Source organism: Arthrobacter sp. TJ-238 (assembly GCF_058269215.1).
Window position 1 is genome coordinate 465209 of sequence record NZ_JBZCNH010000003.1, and the last position, 19298, is coordinate 484506.

At 71.5% G+C, this 19298-nt stretch carries 13 protein-coding genes and 1 pseudogene; 9 read left to right on the top strand and 5 right to left on the bottom strand.

What is annotated here, in order from left to right; all coding sequences use genetic code 11:
• Positions 1 to 45: 45 nt before the first annotated feature.
• The gene (locus tag AC4D2O_RS08385) at positions 46 to 1398 is read right to left on the bottom strand and encodes an MFS transporter (RefSeq protein ID WP_490906362.1); all 1353 of its coding nucleotides are present in this window, start codon (positions 1396 to 1398) and stop codon (positions 46 to 48) included.
• A gap of 244 nt (positions 1399 to 1642) precedes the next feature.
• Positions 1643 to 2593 (bottom strand): annotated as a pseudogene (locus AC4D2O_RS08390) (proteasome assembly chaperone family protein); the annotation flags it as partial.
• Between the two features lie 124 nt (positions 2594 to 2717).
• Between AC4D2O_RS08390 and AC4D2O_RS08395 the strand changes: the two are divergent.
• The 4 genes from AC4D2O_RS08395 (at position 2718) to AC4D2O_RS08410 (ending at position 8579) form a co-directional block, all read left to right on the top strand.
• Entirely contained in the window at positions 2718 to 4265 is a 1548-nt protein-coding gene (locus tag AC4D2O_RS08395; protein WP_490906363.1) for a leucyl aminopeptidase, read from the top strand.
• Between the two features lie 281 nt (positions 4266 to 4546).
• Complete coding sequence (gene lpdA, locus AC4D2O_RS08400; RefSeq protein ID WP_490906364.1) at positions 4547 to 5929, top strand: dihydrolipoyl dehydrogenase; 1383 nt, start codon at positions 4547 to 4549, stop codon at positions 5927 to 5929.
• A gap of 153 nt (positions 5930 to 6082) precedes the next feature.
• A complete protein-coding gene (sucB, locus tag AC4D2O_RS08405; protein WP_490906365.1) occupies positions 6083 to 7939 on the top strand; it encodes a 2-oxoglutarate dehydrogenase, E2 component, dihydrolipoamide succinyltransferase in 1857 nt (618 codons plus the stop codon).
• Positions 7940 to 8147: 208 nt separating this feature from the next.
• Entirely contained in the window at positions 8148 to 8579 is a 432-nt protein-coding gene (locus AC4D2O_RS08410) for an OsmC family protein (RefSeq protein ID WP_490906366.1), read from the top strand.
• Positions 8580 to 8710: 131 nt separating this feature from the next.
• Here AC4D2O_RS08410 and AC4D2O_RS08415 read toward each other — a convergent pair whose 3' ends face one another.
• Positions 8711 to 12244: a S41 family peptidase gene (locus tag AC4D2O_RS08415; protein ID WP_490906367.1), complete on the bottom strand. Its 3534-nt coding sequence runs from the start codon at positions 12242 to 12244 to the stop codon at positions 8711 to 8713.
• 232 nt (positions 12245 to 12476) lie between these two features.
• Between AC4D2O_RS08415 and AC4D2O_RS08420 the strand changes: the two genes are divergently transcribed.
• Positions 12477 to 13385: a TIGR01777 family oxidoreductase gene (locus tag AC4D2O_RS08420; RefSeq protein WP_490906368.1), complete on the top strand. Its 909-nt coding sequence runs from the start codon at positions 12477 to 12479 to the stop codon at positions 13383 to 13385.
• A gap of 74 nt (positions 13386 to 13459) precedes the next feature.
• Here the strand turns inward: AC4D2O_RS08420 and AC4D2O_RS08425 are convergent, their stop codons facing one another.
• Positions 13460 to 15538 (bottom strand): serine/threonine-protein kinase, encoded by a 2079-nt coding sequence (locus AC4D2O_RS08425; protein ID WP_490906369.1) that lies wholly within the window; start codon positions 15536 to 15538, stop codon positions 13460 to 13462.
• A gap of 136 nt (positions 15539 to 15674) precedes the next feature.
• On the opposite strand from AC4D2O_RS08425, the gene AC4D2O_RS08430 reads away from it, so the two are divergent.
• The 4 genes from AC4D2O_RS08430 to AC4D2O_RS08445 all read left to right on the top strand — a co-directional run bounded on the left by AC4D2O_RS08430 (position 15675) and on the right by AC4D2O_RS08445 (position 18695).
• A complete protein-coding gene (locus AC4D2O_RS08430) occupies positions 15675 to 16106 on the top strand; it encodes a hypothetical protein (protein WP_490906370.1) in 432 nt (143 codons plus the stop codon).
• Between the two features lie 9 nt (positions 16107 to 16115).
• Complete coding sequence (gene lipB / locus AC4D2O_RS08435) at positions 16116 to 16853, top strand: lipoyl(octanoyl) transferase LipB (RefSeq protein ID WP_490906372.1); 738 nt, start codon at positions 16116 to 16118, stop codon at positions 16851 to 16853.
• Entirely contained in the window at positions 16850 to 17851 is a 1002-nt protein-coding gene (lipA, locus tag AC4D2O_RS08440) for a lipoyl synthase (protein WP_490906374.1), read from the top strand. Before lipB ends, lipA begins: the two co-directional genes overlap by 4 nt.
• A gap of 94 nt (positions 17852 to 17945) precedes the next feature.
• Positions 17946 to 18695, top strand: coding sequence for a DUF4191 domain-containing protein (locus AC4D2O_RS08445; protein WP_490906376.1), 750 nt, complete (start codon positions 17946 to 17948; stop codon positions 18693 to 18695).
• A gap of 148 nt (positions 18696 to 18843) precedes the next feature.
• Here the strand turns inward: AC4D2O_RS08445 and AC4D2O_RS08450 are convergent, their stop codons facing one another.
• Entirely contained in the window at positions 18844 to 19281 is a 438-nt protein-coding gene (locus AC4D2O_RS08450; protein ID WP_490906377.1) for an RDD family protein, read from the bottom strand.
• Positions 19282 to 19298: the final 17 nt, after the last annotated feature.

The window sequence follows — 19298 nt, forward strand, 5'->3', positions numbered from 1 at the left end:
GCGGCGCCGGGCCGCAGGGAGGCGGCCGCCACCTTTCCTGCGTCCCTAGCCGCCCTGGCCGCCCCGGCTCCTCCGGCCGGCCCTCGACTCGTGCCGGCGGCGCCGCTCGCGGGCCAGGGCCTCGCGCAGCGGCGGCACCACGACGCCCTGCTCCGCCATGCGCCGTCGGACCCTCCGCCGCGCGATCAGGACGGCGACGACCCCCGCCGCGAGGACCACGAGCTGCGCCGCCATCGCGACGCGGAACGACTCGAGCGCGTAGAGGTCGCCCCGCGAGAACCCGCTGCCCAAAAGGAGGTCGAGAACCACGCCGATGACGAACATCGACACCAGGGAGGCCACGAAGCCGCCGATGTTCACGATGCCGGTGGCGGTGCCCATGCGCGCGGCGGGGTTGAAGGTGCGGGCGAAGTCGAACGCGATCATCGACCCGGGCCCGCCGACGGCCAGGGCGATCACCAGCAGGACCAGCAGCGGCAGCGGCGCGGGCCCCGGGTAGAGCAGGACGGCCAGCCAGGCGGTCGCGATCAGCCCGGCGATCGCGAGGACCATGGTGGACCGGCGCAGCGGGTGCCGCCCTACGTACCGGCCGAGGAAGGGCCCGCATATGATGCCCACGGCCACGAAGAGGGTCATCAGGGCCGACGCGGCGCCCTCCCCGATCTTCTCGGCCCGCACCAGGTAGGGGTAGCCCCACATGAGCACGAAGACCGTCCCCGGGAACTGGATGGTGAAGTGCGACCAGAGGCCGAGACGCGTGCCCGGCTGCTTCCACGCCTGCGCGAGGGACGTGCCGGTCTGCCTCAGCGTCTGCGCCCTGCGCCCGCTGCCCGCCACGGGCGAGTCCCGGATGACGGTCGCGGCGAGGACGACGGCGACCACCGACAGCGCCGCGGCCGCGAGGAACGCGGACTGCCACCCATAGGCCGCGAGCAGGGCCACGAACGGGATGACGGAGACCACCTGCCCGAGCTGCCCGATGATCCCGGTCCACTGCGTGAGGATCGGGATGCGCCGGGGCTCGAACCAGGCCGGCAGCAACCGCAGGACGCTGATGAAGGTCGCCGCATCGCCCGCGCCCACGAGCAGGCGACCCACGATGCCGGCTCCCACCGAATCGGCGAAGGCCAGCTGCGCCTGCCCGAACGCCATCAGGACGCCGCCCGCCACGATCAGGGTCCGCGGCCCCCACCGGTCCACGAGCACGCCCACCGGGACCTGCAGGCCCGCATACACGAGCAGTTGCACCACGGTGAAGACCGACAGCTGCGAGGCCGAGGCGCCGAAGCGGTCGGTGGCCTCGAGCCCGGCCACCCCGAAGGTGGTGCGCTGCGTCACCGCGACGAGGTAGGCCACCACCCCTGCGACCCACACCAGGAGTGCCCTCGAAGAATTCACGTCCCCATTATCGCGTGGCCGGCGTGGCGCCCGGCGTCGAGGTCGGACGGGCGCCGGGTTAGCGTCGGGACGTGCCGTCGTCCCGGGTGTCCGGGGCGTCCGGGGCGTTCTGCCCGGCCGGCTCGTCATGGTCTCCGCCGTGCGCCTCGCCGTGCCCCTCGCCGTGCCCCGAGTAGTCGATGGGAGAGGTGCCGGGGAACTCCGTGTCCCACAGGAGAGTCGACTCCTCCTCGGCCTGCGGGCTCGCGAGGTACGCCTCGACGGCGGCACCGAGCTCCTCCGCGCTCGCCAGTTCACTGTTGTCCTTCACGAGCAGCGACCTGCGCTCGGCACCGTCCGCGTACTCGTCGTACCGCTTCTCGAGGGACGCGACCACCGACTGCACCTCCGCGGAGTTGTCGACCTGCCGTGCGATCTGGCGCTCGACGTCGCGTCCCGTCTCGCGCAGCCGGTCCGTCGGCAGCACCACGCGCGCGGTCGCGCCGAGGTATTCGAGCCCGGCCACCGCGGCAGGCGGGTACTCGGCGTCGGCCAGGTAGTGCGGCACGTGGATGACGTGCCCGACGACGTCGTGCCCGGCTTCGATCAGGCGCAGCTCCAGGACGTGGCCGATCGACGCCTGCAGCTCGGCGGTGGGGCGCCACGCGTTCATGCCGTCGATGATGTCCGACCGGTTGCCGTGCAGTGTCACGCCGATGGGGCGCGTGTGCGGCACGGGCATCGGGATGGCGTGCACCCACGAGGTCATCGTCACGTCCAGCTCCTCCACGAGCCCGACGACGGCGCTCGCGAACCGCTCCCACTGGAGGTCCGGCTCCACGCCCGTGAGGAACAGGAACGGCTCCCCCAGCCCGTCGTAGAGGCGGTGCAGCTCCAGGCGGTGCGGCTGGTAGTCCGTCAGGTGGTCCTCGGCGAAGGTGATCTTCGGGCGCCGGCCGCGGTAGTCCATGAGCTGGTCGGCGTCGAACTCGGCCACGAGGTCGTGGTCGAGGATCTCGAGCAGTTCCTCGCTGACCTGCGAGACGACATGGCCCGCGTCCATGAAGCCCGTGACGCTCACGAGCAGGGGAAGGCCACGGCTCGCAGGGTCCTCGAAGACCTCGGCGTCGATGTTGTACAGGGTGCGTGGATCCAGCATGGCTCTCTCCTGACGGTTGGGTCCTGCTGTACTCAACACCGCCGATGCCGGCTTCATTCCGGAACAAGAATGCACCGGGCGCACGGACTACGATCGTCAGGACGGTTCCCGGACCACCAGATACCGGGGACCAAAAGCAATGCATCTGGACCACCCAGCCGGACACGAGGAGACAGATTCCGTGATCAAGACGACCGAACTACACCTGACCGCTTCCGCCGCGGAGCTCAGGAAGATCCCCAGCGACGCCCTCGTGATCGCGGTGGCGAAGGGGACGGACGGGCCGGTCCTGCTCGAGAGCCCTCTGCCCCCGAAGGCGGCGCGCGCGCTGGGCGACAGCCTCCAGGTCCTCGGGATCACCGGTGCCGCCGACGAGGTGCGTCGACTGCCCGGCCTCCCCGAGACCGGCGCCGATTCGCTCGTGCTGACCGGCGTCGGCCCCGCCACGCCGGGCGACGCGCTCGCCCCGGAGACGCTGCGCCGCGCCGCGGGTGCCGCCGTCCGCCAGTTGACCGGCCTCGACACGGTCGTCCTGGCCCTGCCCGCCGAGACCGTGGACGCCGCGACCGCCGTCGCCGAGGGGGCCGCGTTCGGCGCCTACAGCTACGAGGGCCACAAGTCCGGCCTGAAGCCGGACGGCACCGTCGCCCCCGCCAAGGACAAGGACGCGGTCCGGAACGTCGTCGTGCACACGAGCGTGGCCGACGACGCCGACCTCGCCCCGGCGCTGCGGCGCTCCGTCATCCTCGGCAAGAACGTCAACGCCACGCGCTCGCTCGTGAACCAGCCGCCGAGCCACCTCTACCCCGAGACGTTCGCGCAGGCCGCCAAGGACCTCTCGCGCGGCCTCCCGGTGAAGATCACGGTGATGGACGAGAAGCGCCTCGAGCGCGACGGCTACGGGGGCATCCTCGGCGTCGGCAAGGGATCGTCCCGCCCGCCGCGCATGGTGAAGGTCGAGTACTCCCCCGCGAAGTCCGCCGTGCACCTCGCCCTCGTGGGCAAGGGCATCACGTTCGACTCGGGCGGGCTCTCGCTCAAGCCCGCCGCCGGCATGCAGACCATGAAACTGGACATGGCGGGTGCCGCCGCCGTCCTGACCACACTCCTCGCCGTCGCCGAACTCGGCCTCCCCGCGAAGGTCACGGCATGGCTCTGCCTCGCCGAGAACATGCCGTCGGGCTCCGCGCAGCGCCCCGAGGACGTGCTGTCGATCTACGGCGGTCGCACCGTCGAGGTGCTCAACACGGACGCCGAGGGCCGCCTCGTCATGGCCGACGGTCTCGCCGCCGCGAGCGAGGAGTCACCCGATGCGATCATCGACATCGCGACACTCACGGGCGCGCAGATGATCGCCCTCGGCACCCGGGTCTCGGGCGTCATGGGCGACGACGGCGTGCGCGACGCCGTGAAGGCTGCCGCCGACCGCGCCGGTGAGCAGTTCTGGCCCATGCCGCTGCCCGAGGAGCTGCGCCCGAGCCTCGAGTCGCAGGTCGCGGACATCGCCAACATCGGCGAGCGGAACGGCGGCATGATGACCGCCGCGGTGTTCCTCCGCGAATTCGTGGGCCAGGTCGACGGCGAGAAGATCCCGTGGGCGCACCTCGACATCGCCGGACCCGCGTTCAACGAGGGCGCGCCCTACGGCTACACGCCGAAGGCCGGGACGGGCGTCGGCGTGCGCACGCTGCTCGCCTACGTCGAGGACGTCCTCGCCCGTGCCCTCTAGCGCGATCGGGGGCACCGTGCCGGGCACGGTGCCCCCGATCGCCCCGATCGCGTCCCCGCCCGCAGCCGACAGCAGACGGCCGACAGCAGGCACGTGACTCTGCGCACATCCGGACACTATGGCGTACACGACATGGTGTTCGGGTGGATGACGGCCCCCTGTGGGGATAGGGTGAAAAACGAGAGCATCAGCACCTGAGGGCCGCACCGCGACCGCATCAGCAACCGATCCATCCATCGACGCGCCGTGCGCGTCGACAGACCACGCGAGGGAGCGTTCAAATGGCCGAAGCGGCAACTGCGCAAGAATTCGACATCCTGGTACTCGGTGGAGGCAGCGGCGGGTACGCTGCGGCCCTCCGCGCGGTACAGCTGGGCTTCACGGTGGGACTCATCGAGAAGGGCAAGCTCGGCGGCACCTGCCTCCACAACGGCTGCATCCCCACCAAGGCCCTCCTGCACTCGGCGGAGATCGCAGACGGCGCCCGGGACTCCGAGAAGTACGGCGTGAAGGCCAGCTTCGAGTCGATCGACATGGCAGCGGTCAACGCCTACAAGGACGGCATCATCGCCGGCAAGTACCGCGGACTGCAGGGCCTCATCAAGTCCAAGGGCATCACCGTCATCGAGGGCGCCGGCCGGCTCGCCTCGCAGAACACCATCGACGTCGACGGCACCGTCTACACCGGCAAGCACATCGTCCTCGCCACGGGGTCCTTCTCCCGCAGCCTCCCCGGCCTGGAGATCGGAGGCAAGGTCATCACCTCCGACCAGGCCCTGACGATGGACTTCGTCCCCAAGACCGCAATCATCCTCGGCGGCGGCGTCATCGGCTGCGAGTTCGCGTCCGTGTGGAAGTCCTTCGGCGTGGACGTCACCATCATCGAGGCCCTCCCCTCGCTCGTGCCGAACGAGGACGCCTCGATCGTGAAGAACTTCGAGCGGGCGTTCAAGAAGCGCGGCATCAAGTTCAACACCGGCACGCGTTTCAAGGCCGTCCAGCAGAACGACGACGGCGTCGTGGTCACCCTCGAGGACGGCAAGACCTTCGAGGCGGACCTCATGCTCGTCGCCGTCGGCCGTGGACCCGTGACGCAGAACCTCGGTTACGAGGAGGCCGGCCTCACCATGGACCGCGGCTTCGTGATCACGAACGAGCGCCTCCACACCGGCGTCGGCACCATCTACGCGATCGGCGACATCGTCCCCGGCCTGCAGCTCGCCCACCGCGGCTTCCAGCAGGGCATCTTCGTGGCGGAGGAGATCGCCGGCCTCAAGCCCGTCGTCGTCGCCGACATCAACATCCCCAAGGTCACCTACAGCGATCCCGAGATCGCCTCCGTCGGGTACACCGAGAAGGCCGCCCGCGAGAAGTTCGGCGACGACCGCGTCGAGACCCACGAGTACAACCTGGCCGGGAACGGCAAGAGCTCCATCATCGGCACGGGCGGCATCGTCAAGCTCGTCCGCGAGAAGGACGGCCCCATCGTCGGCGTCCACATGCTCGGCAGCCGGATGGGAGAGCAGATCGGCGAGGCGCAGCTCATCGTCAACTGGGAGGCGTACCCCGAGGACGTCGCCCCGCTCATCCACGCACACCCGACCCAGAACGAGGCCCTCGGCGAGGCCCACCTCGCCCTCGCCGGCAAGCCGCTGCACGGCTGAGGCGGGAGCCCGGGTGTCACCGAAGGGCCCGGTCCACGCCATGAGGGCGTGGACTAAGCTCGGGAGCAGGAATTCAAAGCACGTCCAGCTGAGCGGGCCACGCTCGTCGACCAGCTGCCAAGGAATGATCTACGAAGGAGAAACGGGCGCATTATGTCTGAATCCGTGAACTTGCCCGCTCTCGGTGAAAGCGTCACCGAAGGCACTGTCACCCGCTGGCTGAAGGCCGTCGGGGACCGCGTCGAGGTCGACGAGCCCCTGCTCGAGGTCTCCACCGACAAGGTCGACACCGAGATCCCCTCGCCCATCGCGGGGGTCATCGAGGAGATCCTGGTGGCCGAGGACGAGACCGCCGAGGTCGGCGCCCCGCTCGTGCGGATCGGCGACGGTTCCGGCGGCGGCTCGGACGACAGCGACTCCGGCACCGCGGCTCCCGCCGCGGAGGAGACGGCTCCCGAGCCGGACGTCGCGGACGAGGCTCCCGCCGCCCCCGCCGCAAGCGGGTCCGAGCAGTCCAGCGACGCGTCCGGTGAGTCCGATGACTCCGGGGACTCCTCCGAGGGCACCGAGGTCACCCTCCCCGCCCTGGGCGAGAGCGTGACCGAGGGCACCGTCACGCGCTGGCTCAAGGCCGTGGGCGACGACGTCGAGGTCGACGAGCCCCTGCTCGAGGTCTCCACCGACAAGGTCGACACCGAGATCCCCTCCCCCGTGGCGGGCAAGCTGCAGGAGATCCGGGTGAACGAGGACGAGACCGCCGAGGTCGGCGCCGTCCTCGCCGTGATCGGCTCCGGGGCGGCCGCCCCCAAGAAGGTCGAAGCCGCCTCCGGGGAGCCGCTCGTGGCCGCGCCCGCCGAGGAACGCAACGACGCCCCGACCGAGAAGCCCGGTGCCGACAAGGAAGCAGGCCGCGCCTCGGGCACATCCGAGACCGACGACGACGCCAGTGGCGCCCCGGCACCCGCTCCCGCCGAGCAGAAGCCCGCAGCCCAGGAATCCGCACCGCAGGAATCCGCACAGTCGGACGGCTCCGCAGGCTCGGACACCTCGTACGTGACGCCGCTCGTCCGCCGCCTGGCGAACCAGAACGACGTCGACCTCGCGACGGTCAAGGGCACCGGCGTCGGAGGACGCATCCGCAAGCAGGACGTCCTCGAGGCCGCCGAGGCGCGCAAGGCAGAGCAGGCCGCTCCGGCAGCCGCACCGCAGGCAGCCCCCTCGGCCCCTGCACCGGCAGCGCCGGCAGCGTCATCGAGGCCCGCCGCTCCCGCGGTCGAGCCCTCGAAGCTGCGCGGCACGGTCGAGAAGGCCCCGCGCATCCGCCAGACCATCGCCAAGCGCATGCGCGAGTCCCTCGAGGTCTCCGCGCAGCTCACGCAGGTCATCGAGGTGGACATGACCCGCATCGCGAAGCTGCGGGCCGCCTCGAAGGACTCCTTCCAGGCGCAGAACGGCGCGAAGCTCACCTTCCTCCCCTTCATCTCGAAGGCCGTCACCGAGGCGCTGAAGCAGCACCCGAAGCTGAACGCGTCCTTCGACGAGGAGAAGAAGGAGGTCACGTACCACGACGCCGAGCACCTCGCCATCGCGGTCGACACCGAGAAGGGGCTCCTGGTCCCCGTGATCAAGGACGCCGGCACCCTGAACCTCGGCGGCCTCGCGAAGAAGATCGCCGACGTGGGTGCGCGCACCCGCAACGGCCAGATCGGCCCCGACGAGCTCTCGGGCGGTACCTTCACGATCACGAACATCGGATCCGCCGGAGCACTCTTCGACACCCCGATCATCAACCAGCCCCAGGTCGGCATCCTGGGCACGGGCATCATCGTCAAGCGCCCCGTGGTGATCACGGGTGTCGACGGCGACGACACCATCGCCATCCGGTCGATGATGTACCTCAGCCTGACCTACGACCACCGCCTCGTGGACGGCGCCGACGCGGGCCGCTTCCTGCAGACGCTCAAGGCGCGACTCGAGGGCGGCGCGTTCGAGGCGGACCTCGGCCTGTAGCACCCGTACCGCAAGCGGTACCGCACCGCACCACCAGGAGCCGCGCCCCGCGAGGGGAGCGGCTCCTGTGCGTCCGGGCACACCGGATTCCCGCCCACGTCGACGCGGGTGCGCAACCCCTCCGGGGCCCGATGGAACTCGGCGGTGGCCCTCCCTAGGATGGGGACACGGGTGCGATCGCCGCGTCCGTCCGACAGCAAGGAGAACCATGGCTACCGTTCGTACAGCCCACACCGTCTGGAGTGGGGACCTCCCCTCCGGCTCGGGCCAGGTGACGCTCGATTCGTCCGGTCTCGGCACCTACGACGTCACGTGGAAGGCGCGCGCCGAGCAGTCGGGCGGCAAGACGAGCCCCGAGGAGCTGATCGCTGCCGCCCACTCGGCGTGCTTCTCCATGGCGTTCAGCGCCGCCCTCGGTGAGGAGGGCAGGACTCCCGAGCGCGTGGAGACCAAGGCCGAGGTCGACTTCCAGCCGGGCACGGGCATCACCGCCATCCGGCTCACGCTCGATGCGACGGTCCCGGACCTGTCCGAGGAGGACTTCCAGCGCGTGGCTCAGGCCGCCAAGGAGGGCTGCCCCGTCTCGCAGGCCCTTGCGGCCGTGAAGGACATCTCACTGACGGCGACGCTGCACGGCTGAGCCGACCCGGCCGGGACATGCCGGAGAGGACGGAAGGCCCCGGACATCGTCCGGGGCCTTCCGTCGCGTCAGGTTCACCCGACCGGACGCGCCCGCAGATCCGGGATCCGCCCCGGAGGGCCGGGGCCGGATCAGTCCCGCAGCTCCTGCGGTCGCTGCGGCAGCGGCGCGGGCCGGCGGGACGGGTAGCCCTCCTTCGCGGGGGGCACGTCCGTGGGGATCTCGGCGAGCATCTCCCGCAGCACCGCCACTCCCCGCTCGAGCTGCGGGTCCTCGCCGGCGCGGTAGGCGTGCGGGGGGAACGGCACCTCGATGTCCGGGTCCACCCCGTGGTTCTCGATGCCCCAGCCGACGCCGCCCGTCACGTGGAAGCCGTACCTCGGCTGGTTGACCCCGGTGCCGTCCGCGAGCGTGAACCGCCCGTCGATCCCCACGACCCCGCCCCACGTTCTCGTACCGATGACCGGTCCGATCCCCCGCAGCTTCGCGACCTGCGTGATGATGTCGCCGTCGGACCCTGCGAACTCGTCGGTGAGGACGACCACGGGCCCTCGGGGGGCGTGCGCCGGGTAGGTGCCGGGTGCCTCGCCGCGCGGCATGGACCACGCCGTGACGCGCCGTCCGATGAGTTCGGCCACGAGCTGCGAGGTGTGGCCGCCCCGATTACGGCGGACGTCGACCACGAGGGCGTCCCGCGCGGTCTCGCGGTCGAGGTCGCGGTGCAGCTGGCCCCAGCCGTGGGCGACCATGTCGGGGATGTGGAGGTAACCGAACCGGCCGTCGGAGGCCTGCTGGACGGCCGCCCTGTTCGCCGCGACCCAGTTCTGGTAGCGCAGGCGCTCCTCGCTGCGGAGCGGGACCACGGCGACGCGGCGGCGGGACCCCTCGGGTCCGTCGGCGGTGTCGCTCCCGGAGCGGACCGTGAGCTCGACAGCGATCCCTGCCGCCCCCGTCAGGAGGACGGACGGGCCGAAGGCAGCCGGCACCGGGACCCCGTCGACCGCCTCGATGACGTCACCTGCCCGGACCCCGACGCCCGGGGCGCTGAGGGGCGAGACCGCCTGCGGGTCGGAGGACTCCGTGTCGAAGACCCGTGTGACGCGCCACCCGTCGTCCGCAGGCGCCAGGTCGGCACCGAGGAAGCCCTGGCGGCCACCCTGCTCGGTGGTGAGCGCGGGTGCCACGTAGGCGTGGGACGTGCCGAGTTCACCGTGCAGCTCCCACAGCAGGTCGGCGAGGTCGTCATGCGAGCCGAGCCGGTCGACGATCGGCAGGTACCGCTCCCTCACGCCGTCCCAGTCGACGCCCGCCATGTCCTCGGTCCAGAAGAAGTCGCGCTGCAGCCGCCAGGCCTCCTCGAACGCCTGCCGCCACACGCTGACCGGGTCGAGGGTCACACGGATGCGCTCGAGGGCCACCTCCGTGCGCTTCGGGGAGTCGGCGTCGGTCCTGCCGTCGGTGGGGATCGCCGTGACCTTCCCGCCTGCCCTCACCACCGCCGTCGTCCCGTCCCCGCTGACCTCGTAGGCATCGAGTTCCGTCGTCAGGACCTCCACGGTCCTGCGGGCGACATCGAAGCGCTCGAGCCGTCGGGGCGGCGCCTCGGCGGAGGACGACGCGCGTCCGTCCCCCGTGACACCCCCGATCTCGCCGGCGCTCCAGAGCAGGCCACCGTCCACCGTGCGCAGGTGGTCGTAGGTGCCCTGGGCGACCGGCAACGCGATGGTGCGCGCCATCAGGAGGGCAGGATCGACGACGACGGGCGCGGGCGCTCCGGCAGCCGAGGCGCCGTCCGCCGTCCCGCGTGCGTCGCGCGGCGCCTCCGCGGTTCGCGTGCCCGCGACGCTGGGCCCGAAGGGTGAGGGCGTGGCTGCGGCGAGCGCTACGAGGTAGGGCTTGGTCGAGGCCGGGAAACTGAGGTCGAAGCGATGGGTGTCGTAGACGGGGTCGAAGCTGCGGTCCGAGAGGAACGCGAGGTATCGGCCGTCGCGGGTGAATGCCGGCGACCAGTCGCGGAACCGCCCGTCGGTGACGGCGTGGACCTCGGCGGACCCTCCCGCCGTGACGTCGACGAGGCGGATGCGGCTGCGTGTCCCCTCCTGCGCCACGGGCTCGGCCCAGGCCAGCCACGCGGAGTCGTGCGAGAAGGTGACGGAGTCGATCGGCCCGTGCTCCGTGGACGCGATCCGCCGGCGCTCGCCGCCGGCGAGGGTCACGAGCTCCAGGGCACCAGTCTCCGATGCCACCGCGGCACGGGTGCCGTCCGGGCTGACGGCGAGCGCGGAGGCGCGGAAGCGGCCCTCGAATCCGATGCGCTGAAGGTCCGCGACGGTCCCGGATGCCTGGGCCTGGAGCACCGCGGCCTCCCCGTCCGCCTCCGGGCCACCGTGCAGCCCGTGCTGCCCGGTCTGCCCGGTCGGCACTGCGTGCCCGGTCTGCCCGGTCGGCACTGCGTGCCCGGTCTGCCCGGTCGGCACTGCGTGCCCGGTCTGCCCGGTCGGTACTGCGTGCCCGGTCTGTACTGCGTGCCGGGCCTCGCCGTCCCGGTCCGCTGCGTCCGCCTGTCCTCCGCCGGGGACGTGGGCGAAGACGTCCCGGACGTAGAGGGCTTCCTCGCCGTCCAGGTCCGCGACGTACGCGACGCGGGAGCTGTCCACGGGGCGGCCGAGGCGTGCCCGCACGCCGGGCACGGCCTCGACGATGCGCGACGGTCCGTCACGGTGGGTCAGCCAGTGGAGAGTCCCGTGCGTCTCGACGATGGACGCGGAACCGTCGGCGGTCGGCACGGCGGCGGCGAGGTGCCGGCTCACCGGGAGGGGCAACGGCCGGCGGGCGGTGGACGCGGAGCCGAGCGTGATGTCCAGCCGTACGGCCTCCGCGTCGAGCGACGGCAGGTGCCAGAGGCGGCCCGCCGACTCGAAGACGATCCCGGTGCCGTCGGTGCTCGCATGGCGGACGTAGAAGTCGTCATGGTCCGTGTGCCTGCGCAGGTCGCCGCCGAGGCGGTCGACGGAGTAGAGGTTGCCGTGGCCCTCGTGGTCGGAGAGGAAGGCCACACGACCAGCGACCCACATCGGGTCGCTCAGGTTGCCGTCGAGCTCGGGCAGGAACCTCCGGAAGTCCCCGCTCCCGTCGGCGTCCAGCCAGAACTTGCCGGCCGTCCCGCCGCGATAGCGCTTCCACCACGCCGGCTCCCGGATGAGGACGCTGCCGATGAGCAGCGGCCTGCTGCCACCGACGGCAGGGCCCTCGGCGATCACATCCACGGGACCGTAAGGAAGAACGGTCTGCGACGATCCGTCGAGCGGTACGCGGTAGGCCCATCCCAGCCGCGCGTCCTCGTGCCGGAAGGCGCTCGTGGCCAGCACCTCGCCGGCCGCGGTGAATCCCTTCACGCGCGTGCTCTGGTGGCCCCAGTACGTGAGCCGGCGGAAGTTCCCGCCCTCGACGTCGGCGGCCACCACCTCGGGCGCCCCTCCCTGGACCACGGTCCACGCGAGGGTCGACCCGTCGGGCGAGAAACGGGGGCTCCTCGCGGCGAGCTGCAGCGCAGAGATACGCCATGCGCGTCCTCCGCCGAGGGGGGCCACCCAGACGTCGTTCTCGGCGACGAAGGCGATGCGATCGCCGTGGAGGTGCGGGAAGCGGAGATAATCGGAGCGCATCCGTCGATCTTAGCCACGGCACCATTGCTGCCGGGGAGCGCGCCGCGCGCCCCTACCCGGCGGGGCCGCGTCGTCTCCCGCCGTCTCCCGCCGTCTCCCGCCGTCTCCCGCCGTCACCCGCCGTCTCCCGGGATGGGGAACGGCGTGCTCCTTGCGCGTGGCGGGTCCGCCGTCCGGCCGGTCACGCACCCCTCCGGTACCCTTCGCGGGTCGCAGGTGGTTCGATGGTTCCATGCGCATCCTCCTCGCCGGCGCGTCCGGGACCATCGGAACAGCCCTCACCCGCCATCTCGAGCAGGACCACGAGGTCAGGCGGCTCGTCCGCAGGGCGCCCAAGGGCCCCGGGCAGGTCCGCTGGAATCCCTCGGCCGGCGAGCTCGACGTCTCCGCCGTGGAATGGGCGGACGCCGTCATCAACCTCTCCGGGGCGGGCATCGCCGGCGGTCTCTGGACCAGGAGCTACAAGGAGACGCTCTACGCGTCCCGCATCATGCCGACCAGGACGCTCGTCGAGGCGATGCGCCGGGCATCGGACCCGCCCACCGTCTTCATCAGCCAATCAGCGTCCGGCTACTACGGGGACCGCGGGGACGAGCTGCTGACCGAGGGGTCGTCGTCCGGTGACACCCTCATGGCGGACATCTGCCGGCGCTGGGAAGCGGAAGCACTCCGCGCGCCCGAGGGCGTCCGAGTGGTGCTGACGCGGACCGGCATCGTGATGGCGAAGGAAGGCGGGGCCCTGCCCAACCTGCTGATCCCGATTCGTCTCTTCGCCGGGACGGCCCTCGGCTCCGGGCGCCAGTGGTGGCCGTGGATCAGCCTGAACGACGAGGTCCGCGCCCTCGAGTTCCTCCTCACCGCGCCCCTGTCCGGTCCGGTCAACGTCAGCGCCCCGGCACCGGCGACCCTGGACACGATCACGCTGCAACTCGGCAGGGTCTTCCACCGGCCGGTCTGGTTCCGCGTCCCCGGCCCCGTCCTCACCGCCGTGATCGGGCAGCTCGGCCAGGAGCTCCTCCTCACGAGCGCCCGCATGGAACCGCGCGCGCTGACGGGCGCCGGCTTCGCCTTCGACGAGCCGACTCCCGAGGCGCTCGCCGACTGGGTGCACCGTACCGTGACGCAGCGCGTCACCGCCTGACCTCGCGTCACCGCCGTCCGGAGCGTGCAGGTACCTCCGTCGTCCTCCTGCCCCCCGTAGTCACGCCCGCGCGGTCACCCTGGTGGCGACACGACGGAGTGGATCCGCCAGCCGGGCTCCGTCCGCCAGAGGACGAAGAGGAGATCCTGCTGCCCGGCGGCCGTGAGCGGGTCCGGTCCGGTATCCGACGGCAGTGATCCCACCGCCGTCTCCGTGTAGGCGGAGAGGGCCGCCGTCGCCCGGACGACGGCCACCTCGGTGCCCTCGGGCGGCGCAGCCACTGCCGGGAGGGATCCGACCTCCGGCAGTCCCGCGATATCCGCGCCGGTCAGCACCGCGGCATCCCGGATGTCGATCGAGAGGTCCCGGAGCACCCTGCCCGTGTCGGCGAGCGCTGCCACGGCGTCGAGATCAGCGCTCATCGCCGGTGACCCCGCGGCGTCCACGTCCGCGAGAACCACGGGGTCGGCCGTCCCGAACGCCGTCGCACGACGAGCCGCGAGCCGGCCCAGCGCAGTCACAGGGTCGGTCACCCGATCCTCGGTCGGCGGAGCATCGACGGGCGGCGAGCCTCCGCCGGCTGCCCCGTCCGGTACCGGCTCCCGCACCCCGCCCGGCACCCCGCCGGGCATCGGGTCCGGCATCGGGTCCGGCACCCCGCCCGGCACCCCGCCGGGCATCAGGCCTTCCGGTCCCCTCCCGTCGCCCTGCCGCGTGGGCACCGAGCCGCCGGACAGCACCTGCGATACACCCGTCCCGTCGAGGGTGAGCACGATCCCTGCGACGAGGAGCACGACGGCCACCAGCCCGGCGATCACCGCGACCGCGCCACGCGCCCGCCGTCCGTCCGGAACGGCCTTCCGTGCCCTTCCGTCGCGACGATCAGAACGGGGACCGGGCCGGGGGCCCCCGGGCCGGACCTCGCGGCCCGGGGACCTGCCGGGCCGCGCAGCGGACAGGACACCGGCGGGTCGCGTCCTCGGGAACGCCACCCGGCGGGTCACCCGTTGCCACCGCGACGTGTCGGCATCCGGGAGGTCGGCACGGCGTGTGAGCAACTCGGGCAGGACACTGGCGTGGACCGAGGACACCAGGTCCACCGGTGCCGGCACGGCGCTCGCCAGCAGCGTGCGGGCGAACTGGTCAGCGGTCGGGCGGCGGTCCCGGTCGGCGTCGAGCCCGTCCTCGATGAGCTGCACGAGCTGTGGTGGCACCTCCGGCACGATGAGGGCGAGCGGCGGTCTCTGCTCCGTGGGACCGGGGACGCGCCCGGTCAGCGCGAACCATGCCACGGCGGCCAGGGCGAACACGTCCGCTCCCGCGTCGAAGGAGCGCCGCCGAGCCGGGTCGAGGAATCCCGGCGTACCCGCGACGGCGCCCGGTGCCGATCCGAGCACCCTCCCTGTCCCGAAGTCACCGAGCAGCGGCTTCCCCTCCTCGGTGAAGAGGATGTTGGCGGGCGTCACGTCGCCGTGCAGCGCACCGGCGCCGTGCAGGGAGTCGAGCGCCTGGGCGACGGGGACCAGTGCCGTCACGACTTCCGGGATGGGAAGTGGACCGCGGCTCGTCACGAGGCCCAGCAGGGATCCTCCCTTGGCCAGGTCCATCAGGAGGCCGGGCCCGCGGTCCGTGTCGACGACCCGGTGCACCCGGAGCAGGTGCTCGTGCGCGAACCGCCGCAGGAGGCGGAGTTCCTGCTCCATGCCCCCCGCACTGCCGCCCGACGCCTCCTGTCGCGGCAGTGCCTCCGCCGCCACGGACCGGTCCTCACCGCGACCAGCGGGACCGGGAGGGGATTCGGGCGCTCCGGACGGCGATGCAGGGCCCCCGGGAGTGGCGGCCCGCCGGCCACGTCGCCGCCCGTCCGGCACCGGCCCGGAGGGAAACGCATCGTCCCCCGGGCGCCGTGCCCGCGCCACCTTCAGCGCCAAAGGTCGCTCGGCGTCGTCGGTCACGAGCCATACGTTGGAGGAGCCGCCGCGCCCCAGGAGCCTTCCGACGCGCAGGCCCGCGACGGAAGGCCTGTCCGCGGCCTCCGGAGGATCCTCGGGCATCGGCGCGGAGCCGGGCGCGGACCTGGGCGCGGACCCTGCTCCGACCGAGGGCGTCGTCCGGTCCTCCCCGGGATGCGGTGATCGCGTGACCTCTCTCATGCATCAGTTCTAGGCCACGCGAGCGGCCGCCCTCCCGTTATCCACACCCCGATCGGTCGCCGGCGGAGAACTGCTTGCTTTGCTAGAACACGTGTTCTAATTTTAAGGTCCCAGATCCCCGCGGAACAGGTGTGCCATGACCATCGATCCATCGAGTGCGGCCGGCGGCTGGCGGCCGTTGGACGAGCCGGTCGCCGTGACCTTCGGCGCCGCCACCAGCGGACCGCAGCCCCTCGCCCTCCGCTGGCGGGGATCGCTCTGGCGGGTCGTTGGGGAGAGCCTCCACTGGTCCACCTGGCGGGCCCTTCCCGTCGAACCCCGCCACCCCGAGGATCACCCGCCCAGCCGCGGGCTCAGGGCGGACTTCTGGAGATTCCAGGCCCAGTCCAACCCCGTCTCGCCCATCCTGCATTTCGAGGTCCGAAGGGCCGGCAGCGGCTGGCGACTGGTGAGACTCGGCGCGACCTTCGATCTGCCGGCCCCCGAGGCCGCTGACACAGCCTCCGGCGGCATCGCAGCAGGATGTGCAAGCGCCGTCCCGGCAGGAGGTGTCGGCGGGCAGGACTAGGCTTGCCCCATGACTCTTGTGCTGTCGCGCGTCGGCCTCGCTCCGGACTTCGTCGAGTACACGCAGGGCTGGGAGATGCAGAAGTCCCTGCACGAGCAGGTGGTCCTCGGCTCCGCGCCCAGTACCGTGCTCCTCCTCGAACACACCGCCGTCTACACAGCGGGTAAACGCACAGAGGACCACGAACGGCCCTTCGACGGGACCCCCGTCGTGCCCGTGGACCGCGGAGGGAAGCTGACCTGGCACGGGCCGGGGCAGCTGGTCGGGTATCCGATCCTCGCACTCCGCGATCCTGCGCGCGTCGCCGAGTACGTCCACACCCTCGAGGAGATCATCATCGTCGCGCTGCGCCGCTTCGAGATCGACGGCATCCGGATCGACGGCCGGTCCGGCGTGTGGCTCGCCGCGGCCGGCGGACGGCCCGCCCGGAAGATCGCGGCGATCGGCATCCGGGTGAAGGACCGCGTCACGATGCACGGTTTCGCGGTCAACTGCAGCAACGACCTGGCCCCGTTCCAGCAGATCGTGCCGTGCGGAATCAGCGACGCCGGGGTGACCTCCATCTCGGCCGAGTGCGGACGGACGGTGACGCCGGATGAGCTCGTGTCGCTGATCGAGGCGGGATTGCGCGAGAATGAGGCAGTGCTCGTGGGCGGCGTCGGGACCGACTCGCCCCCGGCAGGCATCGCCGCTGCCGGACCGACCGGCCCGGCCCAGCACACCCCGTCAGAAGGAGCCTTACTGTGAGCCTTGCACCCGAGGGTCGCCGCCTGCTGCGCATCGAGGCGCGCAACGCCGAGACACCAGTGGAGCGCAAGCCGGACTGGATCAAGGCGAAGGTCAACATCGGCCCCGAGTTCGTGGCGATGAAGAACCTCGTCAAGAAGGAAGGGCTGCACACCGTCTGCGAGGAAGCGGGCTGCCCCAACATCTTCGAGTGCTGGGAGGACCGCGAAGCGACCTTCCTCATCGGCGGCTCCGAATGCACGAGGCGCTGCGACTTCTGCCAGATCGACACCGGCAAGCCCCAGCCGCTGGACAGGAGCGAGCCGTTCAAGGTGGCGCAGTCCGTGCAATCGATGAACCTGCGCTACGCGACCGTGACCGGGGTCGCCCGCGACGACCTCCCCGACGAGGGTGTCTGGCTGTATGCGGAGACCATCCGCCAGATCCACAGCATGAACCCGGGCACCGGCGTGGAGATCCTCATCCCCGACTTCTCCGGGCGCCCGGAGCACATCGCGGCGATCTGCGACGCCGCCCCGGAGGTCTTCGCGCACAACGTCGAGACGGTGCCGCGCATCTTCAAGCGCATCCGCCCCGCGTTCCGCTACGACCGCTCCCTCGACGTGATCACGCAGGGCCGTGACCTCGGGATGGTCACGAAGTCCAACCTCATCCTCGGCATGGGCGAGACGCGCGAGGAGATCTCGGAGGCCCTGCGGGACCTGCACGCGGCAGGGTGCGACCTTATCACGATCACGCAGTACCTCCGGCCGAGCGAGCGCCACCTCCCCGTGGACCGCTGGGTCAAGCCCGGCGAGTTCGTCGAGCTCAGCGAGGAGGCGGAGGAGATCGGCTTCCTCGGCGTCATGAGCGGCCCTCTCGTGCGCTCCTCCTACCGTGCCGGCCGCCTCTGGGCCCGCGCCATGCGGAAGAAGGGCCTCGAGCTCCCGCCGGAGCTCGCGCACCTCGACGACTCCGGATCGGCGTCCCAGGAGGCATCCTCCCTCCTCGCGGGCTGAGGCAGGGCAGGCGACAGGCGGACGACGGCGGGGCGCGCCGTCGTCCGTCCGGACCGGAGGGCGTGCTTCAGCTATCCCGTAGAATCGAAGCACTATGTCGCACACGATCGATCCTTCAGGTCCCCCGCCCAGACGCCGGCTTTTCTCGCGCAAGCCGAAAGCCGGGAAGGGACCGAAGAAGACCGGCCGGATGAAGCAGATCGCCCAGGTCTTCCAGATGACCCGGCGCAACGATCCGAGCGCCGTCTGGTTCATGCTGCTGGCCTTCATCGGCATCATCGCCCTGGGCCTGCTGATCGGTCTGCTGATCGGCAACGTCATCACTCTGATGATCATCGCGATCCCGCTCGCGTTCCTCGCCGCGATCTTCATCCTGTCGCGGAGGGCGGAGCGCGCTGCGTTCTCCCAGATCGAGGGCAAGCCCGGCGCCGCCGGTGCGGCCCTCAGCGTGCTGCGCCGCGGCTGGATCCTGCAGGAGCAGCCGGTGGCCGTGAACCCGCGCACGCAGGACGCGGTGTTCCGGGTCATCGGCAGGCCGGGCGTCATCCTCGTCTCAGAGGGGCCGTCGTCGCGCGTGAAGCAGCTGATCGACGGGGAGAGGCGCAAGATGGCACGCATCATCCCGAACGTCCCCGTCCACGTCATCGAGACGGGCCGTGACGACCGCCAGGTCCCGCTCGCCAAGGTGCCGAAGGCCGTGCAGAAGCTCAAGAAGACGCTGACGAAGCAGGAGGTCCACGCCGTCGACAAGCGACTGAGCGCGCTCGGCACCAAGCTCCCGATCCCGAAGGGCGTGGATCCCTTCAAGGCCCGCCCGGACCGCAAGGCCATGCGGGGACGCTGAGCCCGCGGACGCCGACCGCGCACCATCACGGTGTCCGGTCCCCGCCCCCGGACACGTCTCCGTCCGGACACACGACGAGCCCCTCCCGCACCGGGAGGGGCTCGTTCTGTGTTCAGGGCGTACGCCCGGATGTTCAGGTGCGTACCGCCTAGATGCGGAAGAGGCCCGTGCCGCGCGCCCGGTCGTGGAGGCCGCGCTGATCGGCGTCGATCACGAGCGGGGGGATGACCAGGCACAGGAGGACGCTGCGGATGAGGGCCGTCAGGAAGCCGGCCGGCCGCCCGTCGAGCGTCTGCACCTGCATCCGCAGGAACCTGTGACCGATGCTGTAACCGAAGAACCCCACGAACAGCACCTGCTCCACGAGGAAGATGTACAGGGTCGCGAAGCCGTCGTAGCCGAAGAAGGCGGCCGAGATCAGGGAGCAGATGATCCAGTCGATGAGGAGCGCTCCCGCCCGGGGCCCGAAGCGCGCCAGGGATCCCGGGCCCGCGGCGGGCCGGCCGAGCCGCTGGCCGGGCCAGTCCTGACCGCCCGACGGCGGCGGGCCTTCCATCCACGAGCCCACATCATTCCTGTTCACCACCCCTCCAGCGTACCGGC

Coding starts and splice junctions, on each gene's coding strand:
- AC4D2O_RS08445 (WP_490906376.1), top strand. CDS start 17,946: ATGTCGCACACGATCGATCCTTCAGGTCCCCCGCCCAGACGCCGGCTT.
- AC4D2O_RS08410 (WP_490906366.1), top strand. CDS start 8,148: ATGGCTACCGTTCGTACAGCCCACACCGTCTGGAGTGGGGACCTCCCC.
- AC4D2O_RS08425 (WP_490906369.1), bottom strand. CDS start 15,538: ATGAGAGAGGTCACGCGATCACCGCATCCCGGGGAGGACCGGACGACG.
- AC4D2O_RS08420 (WP_490906368.1), top strand. CDS start 12,477: ATGCGCATCCTCCTCGCCGGCGCGTCCGGGACCATCGGAACAGCCCTC.
- lipB (WP_490906372.1), top strand. CDS start 16,116: ATGACTCTTGTGCTGTCGCGCGTCGGCCTCGCTCCGGACTTCGTCGAG.
- AC4D2O_RS08415 (WP_490906367.1), bottom strand. CDS start 12,244: ATGCGCTCCGATTATCTCCGCTTCCCGCACCTCCACGGCGATCGCATC.
- lpdA (WP_490906364.1), top strand. CDS start 4,547: ATGGCCGAAGCGGCAACTGCGCAAGAATTCGACATCCTGGTACTCGGT.
- sucB (WP_490906365.1), top strand. CDS start 6,083: ATGTCTGAATCCGTGAACTTGCCCGCTCTCGGTGAAAGCGTCACCGAA.
- AC4D2O_RS08430 (WP_490906370.1), top strand. CDS start 15,675: ATGACCATCGATCCATCGAGTGCGGCCGGCGGCTGGCGGCCGTTGGAC.